Source organism: Cryobacterium sp. N19 (assembly GCF_002929595.1).
GTDB classification, from domain to species: domain Bacteria; phylum Actinomycetota; class Actinomycetes; order Actinomycetales; family Microbacteriaceae; genus Cryobacterium; species Cryobacterium flavum.
Map to the genome: position 1 here is coordinate 324,493 of NZ_PJJR01000048.1, position 19,501 is coordinate 343,993.

Consider the following 19,501-nt stretch of genomic DNA (forward strand, 5'->3'; position numbering starts at 1 on the left):
CCCATGGACACACTGCTCAATAACCTCGACGTCTTCGTCGACGGGTTCGCTTTGACGCTGCAGGTGTTCCTCTGGGCCGCCCTCTTCGCCCTGATTCTCGGAACCATCGTCGGCGCCATGCGCGTTTCCCCCGTCGCCCCCATGCGGTGGGTCGGCACCGGCTACGTCAACCTCGTGCGCAACACCCCGCTGACCCTGATCATGTTTTTCTTCGCCTTCGGGTACCCCAAACTTGATCTTCCTACCGTCAGTTACACCACCCTGGCCATCTTCGCCCTGGGCCTGTACACCGCCACCTATGTTGCCGAGACGCTGCGCGCCGGCATCAACACCGTTCCGCTCGGCCAAGCGGAAGCCGCACGGGCCATCGGACTCACCTTCGGCCAGAGCATGTCGCATATTCTGCTGCCGCAGGCATTTCGCGCCGTGATTCCGCCCATGATGAGCGTCTTCATCGCCCTGCTCAAGAACACCACGGTCGCGGCTGGATTCTCCGTCGCCGAGGCCGGCTACATTCGCGCGAACCTCTCGGAGCGCGGTGAACCCGCCATCGTGGTGCTGCTCTGGGTCGCGTTGATCTTCATTCTGCTCGTGGCCGTTTTGTCGTTCGTTCAGCGGGTGCTGGAAAACCGTTTGAAGGTGCTCCGATGAGTAACGTGCTGTTTGACGCTCCCGGCCCCCGCGCACGCGTGCGCCACCGCTACATCGGGGTCTTGACCCTGATCGTTGTGCTCGGCATCTTCGGTTTCATCGTTTACCGCTTCATTGAGACCGACCAGTTCACCGCGCAAAAGTGGAACATCTTTACCCTTCCGTACGCGCAGGGCAAAATTGTAGAAGCCACGGTGGCCACGCTGAAGGCCTTCGGTCTCGCTGCCGTGCTCAGCCTGACGCTCGGCCTGCTCCTTTTGGTCGGCCGGGTATCGAAGCATAAATGGATCAGCGCGCCCACGTACGTTTTCGTTGAATTGTTCCGAGCTGTTCCGCTGCTGATCCTCATCATGATCATGTACTACGGCCTTCCGCCGCTCGGCTACACGTTCGTCACACCGTTTATCGCTGTCGTCACTGGGCTCACGCTCTACAACGGCTCCGTGCTGTCTGAGGTCTTTCGGGCCGGCATCGAATCGCTGCCCAAGGGTCAGGCCGAGGCTGCCTACGCGATCGGCATGACCAAGACCCAGGTCATGCGCATGATTCTGCTGCCGCAGGCCCTGCGTGCCATGGCGCCGGTTATCGTGTCGCAGCTCGTTGTCGTGCTCAAGGACACCGCCCTCGGCTTCATTGTCACCTACCAGGAGCTGTTGTACCTGGCCAAGATGTACGGCACCCAGTCGCAGATCGGGTCGCCCATCATTCCATCGACCATCGTGGTCGCGGCCATTTACATCTCGCTCTGTCTGCTCCTTGCCGGCCTCGCCAAGTTCATCGAGGTGCGTACCAAGCGTGGTCCCGCAAAGAACATCAAGGCACAGGAACTGGTCAACGAGGCCGCTTAGCTCTCCGGTCGCGCGGCGCGCGGATGCCCGCCCCGGCGCCGCCCCGGCGCCGCCTCGGGCGGGCCCGCGCGCAGTACGCACTAAACTTGGGCCTTGTGTCTGTTCCCAGCGTTCCCCCAGAGCCCACCACACCAGTAGATCCACCAGCATCTGAACCAGCTGCGCCGTTGATCTCCAACGCCGCCGTCAACGCCGCGGTTGACGCCGCACTGGCCGCCATCGCCGAAGCCGTTACGACCGCCGCGCTCAAGCTCGTACGCAGCGAGCACGCAGGGGAGTCCTCTCCGCTGTCGAAGCTCAATGCCCTCATGCGCAGCGTGCCCGGCAACCAGAAAGCCGCTGCCGGCAAGCTCGTCGGCCAGGCCCGCGGCGCCGTCACCAAAGCGCTGACCGCTCGCGAAGACGAGATCGGCACGGCGGAAGCAGCCGCTTGGCTCCTGGCTGAAACGGTGGACGTGACCGCAGCAGCATCCGCTTGGAAAGCCGGGGCGCGGCATCCCACGTCGCTCCTCATGGAACGGGCCGCCGACGTGTTCGTGGCCATGGGCTGGGAAGTCGCCGAAGGGCCGGAGCTCGAGAGCGAATGGTTCAACTTCGACGGCCTCAACTTCGACGAGGACCACCCGGCCCGCGCCATGCAGGACACCTTCTTCGTCGAACCGACGGATGCCCACCTCGTTTTGCGCACGCAGACCTCGCCGGTGCAGCTGCGCGCGTTGCTCAGCCGCGAACTGCCCGTCTACGTGGTCGCGCCCGGACGCGTGTTTCGCACCGACGAGCTCGACGCCACCCACACGCCGGTGTTCCACCAGATCGAGGGTATCGCCATCGACAAGGGCCTCACCATGGCCAACCTGCGCGGCACGCTCGACCACTTCGTGCAGGCCTTGTTCGGCCCGGAGGCCAAGGTGCGGCTGCGTCCCAACTATTTCCCCTTCACCGAACCGAGCGCGGAGCTCGACGTCTGGCACCCCACCTTCAAGGACGGCGCACGCTGGATCGAGTGGGGCGGCTGCGGCATGGTGCACGCCAACGTGCTGCGCTCGGCCGGGATCGACCCCGAGGTGTACTCCGGGTTTGCGTTCGGCGTGGGTGTAGAACGAGCTGTGATGTTTAGAAATGACGTAAAGGACATGCACGACATGGTCGAGGGCGATATCCGGTTCAGCCAGCAGTTCGGAATGAACCTCTAATGCGCGTACCACTGAGCTGGCTCGGCGAATACGTCGACCTCGCGCCCGGCACCACGCCGGAAGACGTCCATGCTGCCCTCGTGAGCGTCGGCCTCGAAGAGGAAGACATTCACCGAATCGCGGTCTCCGGCCCCATCGTGGTCGGCGAAGTACTCGAATTCGTCGGCGAAGAGCAGACCAACGGCAAAACCATCAACTGGTGCCAGGTGCGGGTTGCCCCCGACGGTGAACTCGCCGCTGACGGCGCCCCAGCCGTTCACGGCATCATCTGTGGCGCCCACAACTTCGCCGTCGGCGACAAGGTCGTCGTGACCCTGCCCGGCGCCTCGCTGCCCGGCCCATTTCCGATCGCGGCCCGCAAGACCTACGGCCACGTCTCCGACGGCATGATCGCGTCGGCCCGTGAACTCGGCCTCGGCGACGAGCACGACGGCATTCTGCTGCTGAAGAACCTCGGCATCGACGCCGCGGTGGGAACGGATGCTATTCCCCTGCTCGGCCTGGATGACAGCGCCGTCGAAATCAACGTCACCCCCGACCGCGGCTACGCTTTCTCCATTCGCGGCGTCGCCCGCGAATACTCGCACGCCACCGGCGTGGCGTTTCGCGACCCTGCCCTCGCTCTCACCGTCGTGGCCCCGGTCACCCGCTTCCCGGTCACCATCGACGATCAGGCTCCGATTCGGGACCGGATCGGCTCTACCGTCTTCGTGACCCGCGTTGTGCGCGGCGTCGACCCGACCCGGCCGACTCCGGCCTGGATGATCGCCCGGCTGGGGCTGGTCGGCATCCGTTCCATTTCCCTCGTGGTAGACGTGACCAACTACGTGATGTTCGAGCTCGGCCAGCCGCTGCACGGCTACGACCTCGACAAGTTGGCCGGCGGCATCATCGTGCGTCGCGCGACCGCCGGTGAGAAATTTACAACGCTCGACGCAGTCAGCCGCACGCTCAACGTCGAAGATCTGCTGATCACCGACGAATCCGGGCCGATTGGCTTGGCCGGCGTGATGGGCGGGGCGAGCACCGAGATCACCTCGACGACCGTCAACGTACTCGTCGAGGCCGCCAACTTCGACCCGGTGTCGATCGCGCGCTCGGCCCGCCGTCACAAGCTGCCGAGCGAGGCGAGCAAACGGTTCGAACGCGGCGTCGACCCCCGCGTGGCCGCCGTTGCCGCCGCCCGCGTCGTACAGCTGCTCGTGGACCTCGCCGGGGGAGTCGCCGACGACCTCGGCTCGGTCTACGACGTGGCACCGGCCCCCGAGCCGATTCTGCTGCCGACCGGGTTCGTGTCCGGCCTCATCGGCCTTGCCTACACCGATGACGAAGTACGCGATGCCCTCGTTCAGATCGGCACCTCGCTGGTTGAGGCCGATGGTGACCTGCAGGTCACCCCGCCGAGCTGGCGCCCCGACCTCACCGACAAGTGGACGCTCGCCGAGGAAGTCGCCCGCATCGTCGGCTACGACCGCATTCCCTCCGTGCTGCCCGTCGCGCCGCCCGGCCGCGGCCTGACCCGCACGCAGACACTGCGCCGCACGGTCGCGCAGACCCTCGCGGCCACCGGTCACACCGAGGTTTTGACCTATCCGTTCGTGTCGGAAGCGGCGAACAACCTGTTTGGCGTGGCCGTTGCGCCCGCCGCTGCTTCGGCCGGTGCGGCGTCTGTTTCTGTGCCAGCTGGCGAAGCGGATGCTGACGCCGGCGTTACCGACGCGGGTGCGGCATCCGCTCTGGCGGGTTCGGGGGCGGGTTCGGTTTCGGTGCCGCAGATGAAGGTCGCCAACCCGCTTGACGGGGAGGCGCCGTTCCTGCGCACCACGATGCTGCCGGGCCTGCTGCAGATCGCACACCGCAACCGCTCGCGCGGCCTCGTGGATCTCGCCATCTACGAGCAGGGACTGGTTTTTCGGCCCGAACCCGGAGTGACCTATGGCACGCCCGTGCTTCCGGCTGGGGGAGAGCGCCCGAGCGCTGAGGTGGAGGCGGCCCTGAACGCGGGAATCGTTCCGCAGCCGCTACTGGTCGGCTTCGTTCTCGTCGGCAACGACGTGCGGCACCAGCCGAACCAGCCCGCCGTTGCTGCCGGCTGGCAGTCGGCGCTGGCCGCCGTGCAGCAGGTGGCTCTGGCTGCCGGGGTTCGCATCGAGGTGCGCCAGGGCCTGCACCCGGCGATGCACCCCGGCCGCACGGCCGAGCTGTTCGTGACCGTGCCCGGCGCTGCGACTGCCGCGGCTTCGACGGTGTCGGTCGGATTCGCCGGCGAGCTGCTTCCCACAGTCGCCGACGATTACGACCTGCCCGCAGTCGTCGCTGTCGCCGAGATCAACTTGGGACTCGTCTTCGGGCAGTCCGACGGGGATCTCACGGTCACGCCCATTGGCACGATGCCCGCCGCCACGCAGGACCTCTCGCTCGTCGTCGCGGCCTCCGTACCGGCTGCGGCCCTGCGCTCGGCCGTCGCCGAGGGGGCCGGTGGGCTGCTCGAGAGCATCGTGTTGGTCGACGACTACCGGGGTGCCGGTGTTGAACCCGGCCACAAGTCGCTCACCTTCGCGCTTCGTTTTCGCGGCGAGGAGCGCACGCTGACCGCCGCCGAGGCGAGCGCCGCCCGTCTGGCCGGCGTGGCCCTGGCCGCCGACCAGTTCGGAGCCACCCTGCGCGAGTAGCGCTGGTGCCTGTGTCTGTGCCGCCCGCGGGCAGCGGATGCCGCGAGTCGCCCTATCGGGACCGGCTGCGCGGCATCCGCCTCTCGTGGCACGTGTTTGAGAAGTTGGCACTGGTTTGAACACGTGCGGGCTTCCCCAACGAGTGCCACGAGCCCTCTCGTGAGTCAGGCGCGTGCCGTCGTCACCTGTCGCGTCTTGTGGGTGCTCGCGGCACACCCTTGTCCATCAGGAAGCGATAAAACGCCTGCGGCGAGAGCGCGAGCTTCCATCCCCACCGGTCCAAGCTGTTGACCTCCGGCCGTAGAACGCTCTCCCGGTCCTTTTCGTCGACGACAACCTGTACGGTGTCGCGACCGGCCATAACTGCCGCACGGGTGTACTTGATGTGGCCATCGAACTCGCCGATCTTGCGCACCCCTCGCCAGAAGTAGTCCACGTAGCAGGTGCGCCCGCCCACGTCGAAACGCACTTGCAATTCGGGAATCGCGAAGCCCAATTCCTCGAACCGCACGCGCCCGAGCGACTCGCCGGGGTTAGCTGAGAGCCCATCGGCAAATGCGATGGCCCTCTCGGCCGCCCGGTGCCCATTTCTCGGCTGCACCCCATCCAGCTCGGTCAGTAGGGTTGCATGAGTGATCGGTGGTGCCCCAACACTCCCGGACCGTTGGGCGGCGGCCATCCGGGCTGCTTCACAATGTAGAACGTGGTCGATCATCGTGACTCCGACTAGAAAGCTCGACGTCGCGGCCACATCGATCAGAGTGCGCGACAGGCTCGTTACTCGGATGCCGTCGATGATCACGGGGGATGGGTCGACCGGCCCTCGGTGAGTCGTGAGGAGCCTCGAGCTGCTGCCACCGGCGGTGTCGGGATCGATGGCATGCACGCCCTGGGGCCACTGGCCAATCAGCGGCAGTCCGTGCAGTGCGGCGGCGGAATGGTGCGAATACATCAAGTCACGTTTGGCCTGGGCCGCTGTCGCCCGAACGAGGAGGCGGTATCGACCATCTGCACCGATCTCCTCCCAGCGCGGGCCGAGGACATACCACCCCCGTCGCACCCCCGTCGCACCCGCACGAGCTCGCCGCGTTTGAGAAGTGAATCCACGGCATGGGAGTTCATGCCCGAGGCGCGCAGTGCCTCCGCCGGGATCAGACCATCGTGCAGGGCCTCACAGGTCTCAAAGATCTCGCGCATGTGGCCAGTGTGCCGCGGGCACGAGGGTGAGCCGTGACCTGGAGACGATCTGTGGAGTATTCGTGCCAAGGGGTGATGTGCAGGAGGTGCATCCGTTCCTCGCGGCACGTGTTGGGGAACGTGGCACTGGTTTGACCACGTGCGAGCTTCCCGAACTCGGGCCACGAGCCGGGCGGGTGCCACGAGCCGACCGGGTGCCACGAGCCGTGCGCGGTGGGGTGCGGCGCAGCACGCGGATGCGCCCCGACCCGCGCATGACGCCGCGCCCGGCGCGGAAACGGGGCGGCCAGGGCCGCGCTAGGTTTAACACATGGTTTTTTCGGTGGCAGTGGCGGGCGCGAGCGGGTATGCGGGCGGCGAACTGCTGCGGCTGCTCGCCGGACACCCCGAATTCGAGGTGCGCACGGTCACCGCGCACAGCAACGCCGGGCAGCGCTTGATCGACGTTCAACCCTCGCTGCGTTCCCTCGCCCACCTCACCCTGGTCGACACGACGCCGCAGAATCTCAGCGGCCACGACGTCGTCTTCGTCGCCCTGCCGCATGGCAAGTCCGGCGAGATCACCGCCCACCTCCCCGCCGACACCCTCGTGGTGGACTGCGGCGCCGACCACCGCCTGGAAAATTCCGACGACTGGGCGGCCTTCTATGGCGGCGACTACTTTGGCGCCTGGACCTATGGTGTCCCGGAATTGCCCATCGGCGCCGGCAAACAGCGCGACCGGCTCGTCGGCGCTCGCCGCATCGCCGCTCCCGGCTGCAACGCCAGCACCGTCACCCTCGCCCTGGCCCCCGGAATCCACGCGGGCGTGATCGAAGCGCAGGACCTCGTGGCCGTGCTCGCCGTCGGCCCGAGCGGCGCCGGCAAGAGCCTTAAGCTGCCGAACCTCGCGGCCGAGATCCTGGGTTCAGCTAACCCGTACGCGGTCGGCGGCACGCACCGGCACATTCCGGAGATCGCGCAGTCGCTGCGCTGGGCCGCGGCGGTGGGCCCCGCCGACCCGACCAACGCAGCATCCACTTCGTCCCCCGACGCCACCATCTCTTTCACCCCGGTGATCGTGCCGATGTCCCGCGGAATCCTCGCCACGGCGACCGCTCGACTCGTGCCGGGAACGAGCGCCGCCGCCGTGCGCGCCGCCTGGGAGGACGCCTACGCCGACGAACCGTTCGTGCACCTGTTGCCCGACGGACATTTTCCGCGCACGGCCGACGTACTCGGCGCCAACACCGCACTGATCGGACTGGCCGTCGACGAAGCAGCCGGCCGGGTCGTCACCATCACCGCGATCGACAATCTCGTCAAGGGCACCGCCGGCGCTGCCATCCAATCCGCCAATATTGCCCTCGGTCTGACCGAAACACTCGGTTTGACCATGAATGGAGTTGCTCCGTGAGTGTCACCCTTCCCGCCGGTTTTGCTGCCGCCGGCGTCACTGCCGGCCTGAAGAAGTCCGGTGGGCTCGACCTCGCCCTCGTGCAGAACCTCGGCCCGCTGCAGAACGCCGCGACCGTGTTCACGAGCAACCGCTGCCAGGCCAACCCCGTCATCTGGAGCACCCAAGTCATGAGCGATGGCCAGGTCAGCGCGATCGTGCTCAACTCCGGCGGGGCCAACTGCTACACCGGCAGCATCGGCTTTCAGACCACGCACGCCACCGCCGAAGCGGTCGCGAAGCGGCTCGACCTCTCCTCCGGCGACGTTCTGGTCTGCTCCACCGGCCTGATCGGCGAGCAGCTCAACCTCGACCTCGTCACCGCGGGCGTCTGGGACGCGACCCTCGCCATCAAAACGGATGCCGCCACCACCCCCGCCGCCGGCCTCCTGGCCGCGCAGGCCATCATGACCACCGACACCCGGCCGAAGCAGGCCGCGCACATTTCCCCGGCCGGCTGGAGCATCGGCGCCATGGCCAAGGGGGCCGGTATGCTCGCGCCCGGACTGGCCACCATGCTCGTCGTCATCACGACCGACGCCGTGCTCGACTCGGCCGAGCTCGACACTGCGCTGCACTCGGCCACGCGAGTGACCTTCGACCGCCTCGACTCGGACGGCTGCATGTCGACCAATGACACCGTGAGCCTGCTCTGCTCCGGGGCCAGCGGCGTTAGCGCCGACCTGGCCGAATTCACCGCAGCGCTCGTCGAGATCTGCCGCGACCTCACCCTTCAGCTGCAGGGCGACGCCGAGGGCGCCGCGCACGACGTGGCGATCACTGTCACCAACGCGGTCTCCGAAGACGAAGCCGTCACGGTGGCCCGCGCCGTCTCCCGCAGCAACCTGTTCAAGTCGGCCATCTTCGGCAACGACCCGAACTGGGGCCGCGTGCTCGCCGCAGCCGGAACCGTCCCGGTCAAGGACGCCGCCTTCGACCCGTACGGCATCGACGTCGCCATCAACGGTGTGCAGGTGTGTACCGCGGGGGAGCCCGACCAGCCGCGCGACCTCGTCGACCTCACGAAGCGCTCGGTCACCGTGCTGATCGACCTCCACGCGGGGGACGAAACGGCCACCCTGTGGACCAACGATCTCACCCACGACTACGTCGAAGAGAACAGCGCGTACTCGAGCTGACCATGACCGAGACACCCATAACCAAGCCCGACGAGACCAGCCAGGCCGAAGCATCCGTTAAAGCGGCAACGCTGATCGAAGCCTTGCCGTGGCTCAAACGCTTTCACGACCAGATCATCGTCGTGAAGTTCGGCGGTAATGCCATGGTGAGCGAAGACCTGCAGCGTGCCTTCGCCGAAGACATGGTCTACCTGCGCTACGCGGGCATCCGTCCGGTCGTCGTGCACGGCGGCGGCCCGCAGATTTCGGCCATGTTGAAACGCCTCGGCATCGAGAGCGAGTTTCGCGGCGGCTACCGGGTGACCACCCCAGAGGCGATGGACGTCGTGCGCATGGTGCTCACCGGCCAGATCAACCGCGACCTGGTCAGCCACATCAACCAGCACGGTCCGCTCGCCGCCGGGCTCAGCGGTGAGGACGCTGGTCTGTTTCGCGGACGGCGTCGTGGCGTCGTCATCGACGGCGTCGAGGTCGACCTCGGACTCGTCGGTGACGTCGTCGGCGTCGACCCCGAAGCCGTGCTCGCGCAGCTCGCGGCCGGCCGCATTCCGGTGGTGTCATCGATCTCCCCAGACGCGGATGTCCCGGGTCAATCCCTGAACGTCAACGCCGACGCTGCTGCTGCCGCACTCGCGATCGCCCTCGGCGCGGCCAAACTCGTGATTCTCACCGACGTTGCGGGGCTCTACCGCGACTGGCCGAACCGGGATTCGCTCGTATCGATCATCGACGTTCTCGAGCTGCGTGGCCTGCTGCCCGAGCTGGAATCGGGCATGATTCCCAAGATGACGGCCTGCCTCGACGCTGTCGACGGCGGAGTCGCCAAGGCCGCGATCATCGACGGGCGAGTGCCGCACTCGATCCTGCTCGAAATTTTCACTGGAAGCGGCATTGGCACGGAGGTAGTACCCGCATGACCGACCAACCCTGGCAGAACCGGTTCGCCGATTCGATGATGCGCACGTTCAGCCCGCCACTGGCGATGCTCGTGCGCGGTGAAGGCTGCTACGTCTGGGACGAGTTGGGCACCCAGTACCTCGACTTTCTGGCCGGAATCGCCGTGAACTCGCTCGGTCACGCCCACCCCGAGGTCGTCGCGGCGGTCACGAAGCAGATCAGCACCATCAGCCACGTCTCCAACTATTTCGCCACGCCGCCGCAGGTTGAACTGGCCGAACGCCTCAAGCGCATCACCGGCGCTGGCGACGAAGGTCGCGTCTACTTTTGCAACTCCGGCGCCGAGGCCAACGAGGCCGCGTTCAAACTGGCCCGGCTGAATAACACGGGCCATCGCAACCGCATCATCTCGCTGCACGACTCCTTTCACGGTCGCACCATGGGCGCACTCGCGCTCTCGGGCAAGCCACACATGCGGGAGGCGTTCGAACCGGTTCCCGGCGGGGTCGAACACATCGACAGCACGATCAAGGCCCTCGAAGCGACGATCGACAACACCGTCGCCGCCCTGTTCTTGGAACCGGTCAAGGGCGAGGCCGGCGTCATCGACTTGCCCGACGGCTTTCTCAAACGCGCCCGCGAACTCTGCACCGAACACGGCGTTCTGTTGATCATCGATGAGATCCAGACCGGCATCGCCCGCACCGGCGCTTGGTTCGCCTACAACCACGCTGAGATTCTTCCGGATGCCGTCACCATCGCCAAGGGGATGGGTGGCGGTGTTCCCATTGGTGCGCTGGTCACCTTCGGCTGGGCCTCCGACCTGTTTCGGCGAGGCCAGCACGGCTCGACCTTCGCCGGCAACCCGCTCGTCACCGCGACAGCAAACGCCGTGCTCGGCGTGATCGAACGCGACGACCTCGCCGCGAACGCCTTCCGGCGAGGCCAGCAGTTGCGCGAGATCATCCTCGGCTTCCACTCGCCGCTGATCGAGGAGGTTCGCGGACGCGGCCTGCTGCTCGGCGTCGGCCTGGCCGAACCGGTCGCGTTGAAGCTCGGTGCGGCCGCCCTGGCCAACGGACTCATCGTGAACGCCGCCAACGAGACCAGCATTCGCATCGCCCCGCCGCTCATCGTGGGCGACGCCGAAATCGCCGACTTCCAAGTGCGGTTCGGGCGCGCCCTCGCCAGCCTCTAGGCTGGACGAATCCCACTTTGCGCCGGTTTTACGCCGGCGCGTGTGATTTTAAGACGGTGGAGCGGCATCCGCTCTGCAACTGAACAACGACAACCGAAAGTGACACCGTGACCCGCCATTTCCTGCGCGACGACGATATCTCCCCGGCCGAACAGGCCGAGATTCTCGATCTGGCCCTGGAGCTGAAGCGAGACCGATTCGCGGTGCGCCCGCTCGCTGGCCCGCAGACCGTCGCGGTCATTTTCGACAAGTCCTCCACCCGCACCCGGGTCTCCTTCGCCGTCGGCATCGCCGACCTCGGAGGCAGCCCGCTCATCATCAGCACCGCGAACAGCCAGCTCGGCGGCAAGGAAACCGCCTCCGACACCGCCCGCGTGCTCGAACGCCAGGTCGCCGCGATCGTCTGGCGCACCTACGGCCAGGCCGGGCTCGAAGAAATGGCGCTCGGCACCACGGTGCCCGTCGTCAACGCGCTCAGCGACGACTTCCACCCCTGCCAGCTGCTCGCCGACCTGCTCACGATTCGCGAACACCGTGGCGACCTGGCGGGCCAGAACCTCGCCTTTCTCGGCGACGGCGCCTGCAACATGGGCCAGTCCTACCTGCTCGCCGGTGCCACTGCCGGCATGCACGTGCGCATCGCCTCACCGGTCGGTTACACGCCGACCGACCAGGTGGTAGCGGATGCGACGGCCATCGCCGCCCGCACCGGCGGCTCGGTCGCCCTCTTCACCGACCCGCGTGAGGCTGTCGCGGGCGTCGATGTGGTCATCACCGACACCTGGGTGTCGATGGGCAAAGAAGAGGAGAAGGCCGCGCGGCTCGGCGACCTCGGTCAGTACCGGGTCGATGCCGAGCTCATGGGCCTGGCCAAGCCGGGCGCGCACTTCATGCACTGCCTGCCGGCCGACCGCGGCTACGAGGTCACCGCCGAGGTCATCGACGGCCCGCAGAGCATTATCTGGGACGAGGCGGAGAACCGCCTGCACGCCCAGAAGGCGCTGCTGGTCTGGCTGCTCGCGCAAAACGCCGCCTGACCGACCCCTCGCCTTTGGGACGGGGCCCAGGCCCCGTCCCGGGGCCCAGTTTATAAACTGGGCCCGTGGACGGGGCCTGGGCCCCGTCCGCAGTGCAGGCGGGCGACCGGGGGCTGCGGCGCAACACGTAAACTTTAGACAGATCAAGATTTAGGGAGAACCATGGCGGAACGCGTTGTACTCGCATACTCGGGCGGGCTGGATACCTCGGTCGGCATCGGCTGGCTCAAGGATGCCACCGGCAAAGAGGTCGTAGCNCCATGGCGGAACGCGTTGTACTCGCATACTCGGGCGGGCTGGATACCTCGGTCGGCATCGGCTGGCTCAAGGATGCCACCGGCAAAGAGGTCGTAGCCCTCGCCGTCGACGTCGGACAGGAGGGCGAAGACATGGACGTGATCCGTCAGCGCGCCCTGGACTGCGGAGCCGTCGAATCCATCGTCATCGACGCCAAGGACGAGTTCGCGAACGACTACATCGTGCCGACGCTCAAGGCGAACGCTCTGTACCAGAAGCGATACCCGCTGGTCTCGGCCATCAGCCGTCCGCTGATCGCCAAGTACCTCGCCTCCACCGCCATCGAACTCGGCGCCGACAGCGTCGCTCACGGCTGCACCGGCAAGGGCAACGACCAGGTTCGGTTCGAAGCGGCCGTCGCGGCCCTCGCCCCCGAGCTGACCTCGCTTGCCCCGGTGCGCGACTTCGAACTGACCCGCGACAAGGCCATCGAATATGCCGCCAAGCACGACCTGCCCATCGCGCAGTCCAAGAAGAGCCCGTACTCCATCGACCAGAACGTCTGGGGTCGCGCCGTCGAAACCGGATTCCTCGAAGACCCGTGGAACGCGCCGATCGAAGACCTCTACACCTACACCCAGGACCCCTCGGTCACCCGCGCCCCGACCGAGGTTGTCATCTCCTTCGAGCAGGGCGTGCCCGTCGCTATTGACGGCAAGAAGGTCAGTCCGCTGCAGATGATCCAGCTCATGAACCGTCTCGCCGGTGACCAGGGTGTCGGCCGCATCGACATCGTCGAAGACCGTCTGGTCGGCATCAAGAGCCGTGAAATCTACGAAGCCCCCGCCGGAATAGCGCTCATCGCCGCGCATGAAGAACTCGAGAACATGACCCTCGAGCGTGACGTAGCCCGTTACAAGCGCGGCGTCGAGAGCAAATGGGCAGAACTCGTTTACGACGGACTCTGGTTCTCCGGCTTGAAGAAGAGCCTCGACGTGTTCATCGAGGACACGCAGAAATACGTGACCGGCGACATCCGCTTGAAAATGCACGCCGGCACCGCCGTCGTCACGGGACGCTCGAGCACGACCAGCCTGTACGACTTCAACCTCGCCACCTACGACACCGGCGACTCCTTCGACCAGACCATGGCCAAGGGATTCATCGAACTGTGGTCGCTGCCGAGCAAGGTCGCCGCACGCCGCGACGCCGCCGCGAAGTAGGGCCCGCGTGTCGAGTGAGAAAAACCGCGCCGGCCGAGCTGGCGCCCTCTGGGGTGGCCGTTTCGCCGGGGGACCGTCGCCGGAACTGGCGCGGCTGAGCAAGTCGACCCAGTTCGACTGGATGCTGGCGGAATACGACCTGCAGGGCAGCCGCGCGCATGCGCGGGCCCTCGCCGCCGCCGGATATCTCACCGACACCGAATTGACCCAGATGGTCGGCGCGCTCGAAGAACTCGAGCGCGCCGTCGTCGCCCGCGAATTTCTGCCAGCCGAAGCCGATGAAGACGTACACTCCGCTCTTGAACGTGGCCTGATCGACATCATCGGTGTCGAGGTGGGCGGCAAGCTGCGCGCCGGCCGCAGCCGGAACGACCAGGTCGCCACGCTCGTGCGCATGTGGCTGCGCGACCACGCCGCCATTCTCGCCTCGCTCGTGATCGAGCTCATCGACGCCCTCGCCGCACAGGCCGAAGCGCACGAGGACGCCATCATGCCCGGCCGCACCCACCTGCAGCACGCCCAACCTGTGCTGCTCGCCCACCACCTGCTCGCGCACTGCTGGCCGCTGGTGCGCGACCTCGACCGCTTCGCCGACTGGGGCCGGCGAGCGGATGCCTCGCCCTACGGGTCCGGCGCCCTCGCCGGCAACACCCTCGGTCTCGACGCGCACCTCGTTGCCACCGACCTGGGCTTCGCCGCCGTCGTCGAGAACTCCATCGACGGCACCGCAAGCCGCGACCTGGTCGCCGAATTCGCCTACATCACCGCGCAAATCGGCATCGACATGTCGCGGCTGGCCGAGGAGATCATTCTCTGGAACACCCGCGAATTCGGGTTCGTCACCCTTGACGACGCCTATTCCACCGGGTCCTCGATCATGCCGCAGAAGAAGAACCCCGACATCGCCGAGCTCGCTCGCGGCAAGTCGGGCCGCATGATCGGCAACCTCACCGGGCTGCTCACCACGCTCAAAGGACTGCCGCTCGCCTACAACCGCGACCTGCAGGAAGACAAAGAGCCGGTCTTCGACTCGATCACCACTCTCGAGGTGCTGCTGCCCGCCTTCACCGGCATGGTTGCGACTCTGACCTTTCATACCGAGCGGATGGCCGAGCTCGCACCGCAGGGCTTCTCCCTCGCCACCGATGTCGCCGAATGGCTGGTCAAACGCCACGTTTCGTTCCGTGACGCGCACGAAATCACCGGTTCCCTGGTGAAGTTCGCCGAGACCAACGGACTCGACCTGCACGAGGTCGATGACGCCGCACTACTGGCGATCTCACCGCACCTCATTCCCGAGGTGCGCGACGTTCTCACCATCCGTGGATCCGTCGACAGCCGCGACGGCGCCGGCGGCACCGCCCCGGTGCGAGTCGCCGAGCAGCGCGCCCACCTTGTGGCCCGCGTACGCGACCTGGCGGCCGCGCTCAGCCGGTAGTAGTGACGTTCGCGCCGGGCCTGCTGGAGCGACCCGCACTCGAGGTCGCCCCGCTGCTGCTCGGCGCGCTAGTGACCCGTGGGGCGGTCTCCGTACGCATCACCGAGGTTGAGGCCTACCTCGGCGAGAGCGACCCCGGTTCGCACGCCTTTCGCGGTCGCACACCCCGCACGCAAACCATGTTCGGCCCGCCCGGGCATCTCTACGCCTATTTCAGCTACGGCATGCACGTCTGCGCCAACGTTGTCTGCTCGCCGGACGGTGAGGCATCGGCCGTACTCCTGCGCGGCGGTGAGGTCGTCGCGGGAATCGACGAGGCCCGCAGTCGACGCCTGACGTCGAAAACGGATGCCGACCTCGCGCGCGGCCCGGCCCGGCTGACCAAGGCCCTCGGCATTGTGCTCGGCGATGACGGCGCCGATCTGACTGTGGCACCGTTCGACCTTGAGGTGCCGGCCCGCCGCGCCGATTTCGCCACCGGGCCGCGTACCGGGGTGAGCGGTTTCGGTGGGGGAGTCGAGTACCCGTGGCGCTTCTGGGTGCCGGGGGAGGCATCCGTTTCGCCGTATCGGCGATCGACCCGGCAGGCGCGTCGCTAGACCAGCGCCGTCGGCACCAGGGCAGCGCAGCCGCAGGCCCAGATGAGGCTCGACAGGGTGCCGATGATGAACCGCTCACGCGATTCGGCTGCGGCCAGCTCGGTGAACCGGCCGACACCCTTGATGGCGACGACGATGGCGATGGCCTCGGGAAAGCCGGCCAGGATCGCGCCGGCCACGGCCAGACGTTCCAGGATGCCGATGGTCACGCCGCCCCGCAGCACCTCGTGAGTCTCCGGGTCGCTGACCCCGGCCAAGGTCGGGGCCGGTTTGCCGGCGTTCAGCACCATGATTCCGCCGTGCTGGCCGGGCGGTACCGAGTTGTTGGTGGCCAGATCGAGGGCGAGCACGGCGACCGGGCCGCCACCGATCACGGCGAGGGCCAGCGCGAGCATTCCGAGCACGATACCGAACGCGCTGGGGCCGGGGCCCATCGGGACCGCGGCGAGCACGAGGGCCAGGGCGAGTGTGGCCATGGCAGCGATCGCGTAGAGCTGGCGGTGCAGTTTGAAGGCGATCGCGGCGCAGGTGAGCGAGGCCAGGGTGACCAGGATCAGGGCGACCCAGTACAGGAACGTGAGAACGTTGAAAGTCATAGGGTTTCCGATTCGTTCGCGTCGTGGTCGAGTTGCTCTAGCAGCCTAACCAACGCCGGTCGGGCTGCCTGCTCGACCCGGTACTGCGCTGCCTTGAGTCGCTGGCTCACGGCCCCAGTCGTGATTCCAAGCTCGGCAGCAATATCGGTCTGGGCCAGCCCGCTTTCGAAGAGGTCGCCGGCTTCCCAGCCCTGGGGGGTACGGCGTTGACGCAGCAGCAACAGCATGGTGACGAGTGCCTCGATGCCCGGGGCGGCTGCATCAGCTGGACTGACCTCGAGCGCAAAGTGCGCCTCGGTTCGCTTCGCGCGCACCACGGCATCGCGGGCCGCGATGAACGCACCGCCGGTGGCCTGCCGGGTAGACGCCGGCAGGGGAGTGCGCACGCTTCCCACACCGAGCCCGACGCTCCAGTGGCCGGACCGATGGAGCGCGAGAATGGTGGAGAGAGTCGGCCGCGCCGCCGACACAAGCAGCTGAATCTCATCGCCGGCGGTCTGGTCGGGCGGCAGGCTGAAGGCATCCGGATTCTGCGCCAGGAGTCGGGCGATCATCTCCCGCGCACGATCGTGATCGTTGCGGCTGTCGATCTGGTCAGCGGTGATGACAAACATGGCTCAGGCTCCGTCCTGCATTCAGTCTAATTAAGCCCACAGGCTAAATCAAGTCCAGTATAGGCTTTAGGCTGAATTGTCACGCGAGGAGAGTGGATGCTGCCGCCGATTCGGTGAGGCGGCCCCGGCTGGTAATCTGAACGCGTGTCAGACCCCACCATCCTTGCCCAGCAGACCAATGATCTCTCCTTCGATTCCGTGTGGGAGGAGATCAACTGGCGCGGCCTCGTGCACGTCTCCACCGACGAAACCGAGCTCAAAGCGCTGCTCGATGGTGACCCGATCACCTACTACTGCGGATTCGACCCGACCGCGGCGAGCCTGCACCTCGGCAACCTAGTGCAGCTGCTGCTGATGCGGCGTCTGCAACTGGCGGGGCATCATCCGCTCGGCCTGGTCGGCGGTTCCACCGGACTCATCGGCGACCCGCGCCCCACCGCCGAGCGCACGCTGACTCCCACCGACACCGTGGCAGAGTGGGTGGGCTACCTGCAGGCGCAGGTCTCCCGGTTCCTGAGTTCCGAGGGCGAGAATGCCGTCACGCTCGTGAACAACCTGGACTGGACCGCGCCCTTGAGCGCGATCGACTTTCTGCGCGAAATCGGCAAGTACTACCGCGTGGGCACCATGCTCAAAAAGGATGCCGTCAGCGCGCGTCTCAATTCCGACGCGGGCATCAGCTACACCGAGTTCAGCTACCAAATTCTGCAGGGCCTGGACTACCTCGAACTGTTCCGCAGCTACGGCTGCGTGCTGCAGACCGGTGGCAGCGACCAGTGGGGCAACCTCACCAGCGGAACCGATCTCATCCGTCGCGCCGAAAGCGGCACCGTGCACGCCATCGGCACCCCGCTCATCACCAACAGCGACGGCACCAAGTTCGGTAAGAGCGAGGGCAACGCGGTCTGGCTCGACCCGAACCTCACGAGCCCCTACGCCTTCTACCAGTTTTGGCTCAACACCGATGATGCCGACGTGGTCTTTCGGCTCAAGGTGTTCACGTTTCTCTCACGTAGTGAGATCGAGCGATTCGCCGAACTCGTCGAAACCGAACCGTTCCGCCGAGAAGCGCAGCGCCGGCTCGCGCTCGAGGTGACCAGCCTCGTGCACGGCCAGGCGGCGACGGATGCTGCCATCCACGCCGCCGAGGCCCTGTTCGGCCAGGGTGACCTGGCCGAGCTCGACCCGGACACTCTGGAGGCCGCCCTGCGCGAACTTCCGCACACCACGACGGCGCCGCACGCGACCGTGCTGCAATTGCTCGTCGACACCGAGCTGTCGAAGAGCATCGGTGACGCCCGGCGTGCGGTTCAGCAGGGTGGGGTGTACCTGAACAATGCGAAGGTCACCAGTGTCGACCTGACCATTGAGGGATCGGTGCTTCCCGGGGGAGTAGCGGTGCTGCGCCGCGGCAAGAAGACGCTCGCGGGTATTTTCGTCGAGTAGCCACCTCGACGGCTCCGTTGCAGGGGGGCGACAGATGCGGATGGCAAGATGTCGACGTGGAAACTCTTCGAACCGAACGCCTGCTGCTGCGCCCCTGGACCCTCGATGACACCGACTTCGTCTTCGGTCTGTATTCGCTGTGGTCCGTGCAACAACACATCGGGCTGAATCCACGGGTGATGACCGACCGCGCCGAGGCGATCGCGGTGATCAACCGCTGGCAGGGAATGGAACATCCCATTCATGCCATTCGAGCGGTGACGGATGCCGACACCGGCGAGATCTTCGGCAACCTATTGCTCAAGTCCATTCCGGCGTCGAGTCCGGTGACGCCGCTCGTGCCGTCGGGGGATACCGAGATCGGCTGGCACTTTCACCCGAACGCGTGGCACCACGGCTACGCGACTGAAGCGGCATCCGCTGTGTTGGCCGAAGGCTGGAAGACGGGACTCGACCGGGTGGTGGCGGTGACCACGCCCAGCAACCGGCCGTCGCAGCGGGTGTGCCTTCGTATCGGCATGACGCATAAGGGCAGGACCGACCAGTACTACAACTCGGTGAGCGAACTCTTCCTGGCGTTCGCCCCCGAGCCCTAGCCTCCGCGCTTCCCTGCTTTCGGACGGGGCCCAGGCCCCGTCCGTGGGCCCAGTTTATAAACTGGGCCCACGGCTAGAAGGTGGGCCCGGACGCGCCGGGAGGCCCGCCAGGGGCATTTCGGACGTGTTTCGAGCGGATGACCGCCCCCGACACGCCCGGGATGTAGCAGTGAGTTGCGGGGTATCAGGATTCACCGTAATGTCATCTAAGTCACCCCACAGGTTCGGAAAAAGCCAAGCGCTTCCGGCCTCAAGCGGGACCAATCCCAAGTCAAAATAGCCCGAAATTTTTCGCGTGACAGTGACTTGATGAAGTTCACACGAAGTCGATTCAATTTGACTCGTGCTGGGCGACAAGAAATAAGAGTAGTACTCCAGTGCAATGGTCTTCGTGGCCGGCGGCTGGGTGTGTCCGATCCTTGAGAACTCAACAGCGTGCACAATGTCAAATGCCAAAAACCTCGTGGTTGTCGGCCCGTTTCTAG

18 protein-coding genes and 1 pseudogene are annotated in these 19,501 nt (G+C 66.3%); 15 read left to right on the top strand and 4 right to left on the bottom strand.

The window, feature by feature from the left end; genetic code table 11:
* The first annotated feature begins 3 nt into the window (after window positions 1–3).
* The 4 genes from CXY78_RS07780 (at window position 4) to pheT (ending at window position 5,364) form a co-directional block, all read left to right on the top strand.
* Window positions 4–651, top strand: coding sequence for an amino acid ABC transporter permease (locus CXY78_RS07780; protein ID WP_092341068.1), 648 nt, complete (start codon window positions 4–6; stop codon window positions 649–651).
* Complete coding sequence (locus CXY78_RS07785) at window positions 648–1,499, top strand: amino acid ABC transporter permease (protein WP_092341069.1); 852 nt, start codon at window positions 648–650, stop codon at window positions 1,497–1,499. Before CXY78_RS07780 ends, CXY78_RS07785 begins: the two co-directional genes overlap by 4 nt.
* 167 nt (window positions 1,500–1,666) lie before the next feature.
* On the top strand, window positions 1,667–2,692 hold the full coding sequence (gene pheS / locus CXY78_RS07790; protein ID WP_233206123.1) for a phenylalanine--tRNA ligase subunit alpha: 1,026 nt from the start codon (window positions 1,667–1,669) through the stop codon (window positions 2,690–2,692).
* The gene (gene pheT, locus CXY78_RS07795; protein WP_104088867.1) at window positions 2,692–5,364 is read left to right on the top strand and encodes a phenylalanine--tRNA ligase subunit beta; all 2,673 of its coding nucleotides are present in this window, start codon (window positions 2,692–2,694) and stop codon (window positions 5,362–5,364) included. Before pheS ends, pheT begins: the two co-directional genes overlap by 1 nt.
* Window positions 5,365–5,545: 181 nt before the next feature.
* On the opposite strand, the gene CXY78_RS07800 is transcribed toward pheT, so the two are convergent.
* On the bottom strand, window positions 5,546–6,316 hold the full coding sequence (locus tag CXY78_RS07800) for a hypothetical protein (RefSeq protein WP_104088869.1): 771 nt from the start codon (window positions 6,314–6,316) through the stop codon (window positions 5,546–5,548).
* Window positions 6,316–6,561 (bottom strand): type IV toxin-antitoxin system AbiEi family antitoxin domain-containing protein, encoded by a 246-nt coding sequence (locus tag CXY78_RS20995; RefSeq protein WP_104088870.1) that lies wholly within the window; start codon window positions 6,559–6,561, stop codon window positions 6,316–6,318. Before CXY78_RS20995 ends, CXY78_RS07800 begins: the two co-directional genes overlap by 1 nt.
* Window positions 6,562–6,871: 310 nt before the next feature.
* Between CXY78_RS20995 and argC the strand changes: the two genes are divergently transcribed.
* The 9 genes and pseudogenes from argC (at window position 6,872) to CXY78_RS07845 (ending at window position 15,764) form a co-directional block, all read left to right on the top strand.
* Window positions 6,872–7,957: an N-acetyl-gamma-glutamyl-phosphate reductase gene (gene argC, locus CXY78_RS07810; RefSeq protein WP_104088872.1), complete on the top strand. Its 1,086-nt coding sequence runs from the start codon at window positions 6,872–6,874 to the stop codon at window positions 7,955–7,957.
* Complete coding sequence (gene argJ / locus CXY78_RS07815; protein ID WP_104088873.1) at window positions 7,954–9,135, top strand: bifunctional glutamate N-acetyltransferase/amino-acid acetyltransferase ArgJ; 1,182 nt, start codon at window positions 7,954–7,956, stop codon at window positions 9,133–9,135. Before argC ends, argJ begins: the two co-directional genes overlap by 4 nt.
* Window positions 9,136–9,137: 2 nt before the next feature.
* Window positions 9,138–10,052: an acetylglutamate kinase gene (gene argB / locus CXY78_RS07820; RefSeq protein WP_104088875.1), complete on the top strand. Its 915-nt coding sequence runs from the start codon at window positions 9,138–9,140 to the stop codon at window positions 10,050–10,052.
* Window positions 10,049–11,230, top strand: coding sequence for an acetylornithine transaminase (locus CXY78_RS07825; RefSeq protein WP_104088876.1), 1,182 nt, complete (start codon window positions 10,049–10,051; stop codon window positions 11,228–11,230). The genes argB and CXY78_RS07825 overlap by 4 nt, the downstream gene beginning before the upstream one ends.
* Before the next feature lie 107 nt (window positions 11,231–11,337).
* Window positions 11,338–12,267: an ornithine carbamoyltransferase gene (argF, locus tag CXY78_RS07830; protein ID WP_104088878.1), complete on the top strand. Its 930-nt coding sequence runs from the start codon at window positions 11,338–11,340 to the stop codon at window positions 12,265–12,267.
* A 162-nt stretch (window positions 12,268–12,429) separates the two neighbouring features.
* Window positions 12,430–12,513: pseudogene (locus CXY78_RS22090) on the top strand (argininosuccinate synthase domain-containing protein); the annotation flags it as partial.
* A gap of 14 nt (window positions 12,514–12,527) precedes the next feature.
* Window positions 12,528–13,727: an argininosuccinate synthase gene (locus CXY78_RS07835; protein ID WP_092341079.1), complete on the top strand. Its 1,200-nt coding sequence runs from the start codon at window positions 12,528–12,530 to the stop codon at window positions 13,725–13,727.
* 7 nt (window positions 13,728–13,734) lie between these two features.
* The gene (gene argH, locus CXY78_RS07840; RefSeq protein WP_104088879.1) at window positions 13,735–15,165 is read left to right on the top strand and encodes an argininosuccinate lyase; all 1,431 of its coding nucleotides are present in this window, start codon (window positions 13,735–13,737) and stop codon (window positions 15,163–15,165) included.
* A gap of 2 nt (window positions 15,166–15,167) precedes the next feature.
* The gene (locus CXY78_RS07845; RefSeq protein ID WP_104088881.1) at window positions 15,168–15,764 is read left to right on the top strand and encodes a DNA-3-methyladenine glycosylase; all 597 of its coding nucleotides are present in this window, start codon (window positions 15,168–15,170) and stop codon (window positions 15,762–15,764) included.
* On the opposite strand, the gene CXY78_RS07850 is transcribed toward CXY78_RS07845, so the two are convergent.
* A complete protein-coding gene (locus CXY78_RS07850) occupies window positions 15,761–16,360 on the bottom strand; it encodes a hypothetical protein (protein ID WP_104088882.1) in 600 nt (199 codons plus the stop codon). The two genes, CXY78_RS07845 and CXY78_RS07850, sit on opposite strands and share 4 nt — an antisense overlap.
* Entirely contained in the window at window positions 16,357–16,974 is a 618-nt protein-coding gene (locus CXY78_RS07855) for a hypothetical protein (RefSeq protein WP_092341082.1), read from the bottom strand. The genes CXY78_RS07850 and CXY78_RS07855 overlap by 4 nt, the downstream gene beginning before the upstream one ends.
* 144 nt (window positions 16,975–17,118) lie before the next feature.
* On the opposite strand from CXY78_RS07855, the gene tyrS reads away from it, so the two are divergent.
* Both tyrS and CXY78_RS07865 read left to right on the top strand, forming a co-directional pair.
* Entirely contained in the window at window positions 17,119–18,420 is a 1,302-nt protein-coding gene (gene tyrS / locus CXY78_RS07860; protein WP_092341083.1) for a tyrosine--tRNA ligase, read from the top strand.
* Between the two features lie 56 nt (window positions 18,421–18,476).
* Window positions 18,477–19,016 carry a GNAT family N-acetyltransferase gene (locus CXY78_RS07865; RefSeq protein WP_092341084.1) on the top strand — a complete coding sequence of 180 codons (540 nt, stop codon included), beginning with the start codon at window positions 18,477–18,479 and terminating at the stop codon, window positions 19,014–19,016.
* The last annotated feature ends 485 nt before the right edge of the window (window positions 19,017–19,501 follow it).

Excerpts from the sequence above, each read along its gene's own strand:
- CXY78_RS07835 (WP_092341079.1), top strand. The coding sequence starts at position 12,528 with ATGGCGGAACGCGTTGTACTCGCATACTCGGGCGGGCTGGATACCTCG.
- CXY78_RS07785 (WP_092341069.1), top strand. The coding sequence starts at position 648 with ATGAGTAACGTGCTGTTTGACGCTCCCGGCCCCCGCGCACGCGTGCGC.
- argB (WP_104088875.1), top strand. The coding sequence starts at position 9,138 with ATGACCGAGACACCCATAACCAAGCCCGACGAGACCAGCCAGGCCGAA.
- CXY78_RS07780 (WP_092341068.1), top strand. The coding sequence starts at position 4 with ATGGACACACTGCTCAATAACCTCGACGTCTTCGTCGACGGGTTCGCT.
- CXY78_RS07825 (WP_104088876.1), top strand. The coding sequence starts at position 10,049 with ATGACCGACCAACCCTGGCAGAACCGGTTCGCCGATTCGATGATGCGC.
- CXY78_RS20995 (WP_104088870.1), bottom strand. The coding sequence starts at position 6,561 with ATGCGCGAGATCTTTGAGACCTGTGAGGCCCTGCACGATGGTCTGATC.
- pheT (WP_104088867.1), top strand. The coding sequence starts at position 2,692 with ATGCGCGTACCACTGAGCTGGCTCGGCGAATACGTCGACCTCGCGCCC.
- CXY78_RS07850 (WP_104088882.1), bottom strand. The coding sequence starts at position 16,360 with ATGACTTTCAACGTTCTCACGTTCCTGTACTGGGTCGCCCTGATCCTG.
- CXY78_RS07800 (WP_104088869.1), bottom strand. The coding sequence starts at position 6,316 with ATGTATTCGCACCATTCCGCCGCCGCACTGCACGGACTGCCGCTGATT.
- CXY78_RS07855 (WP_092341082.1), bottom strand. The coding sequence starts at position 16,974 with ATGTTTGTCATCACCGCTGACCAGATCGACAGCCGCAACGATCACGAT.
- argC (WP_104088872.1), top strand. The coding sequence starts at position 6,872 with ATGGTTTTTTCGGTGGCAGTGGCGGGCGCGAGCGGGTATGCGGGCGGC.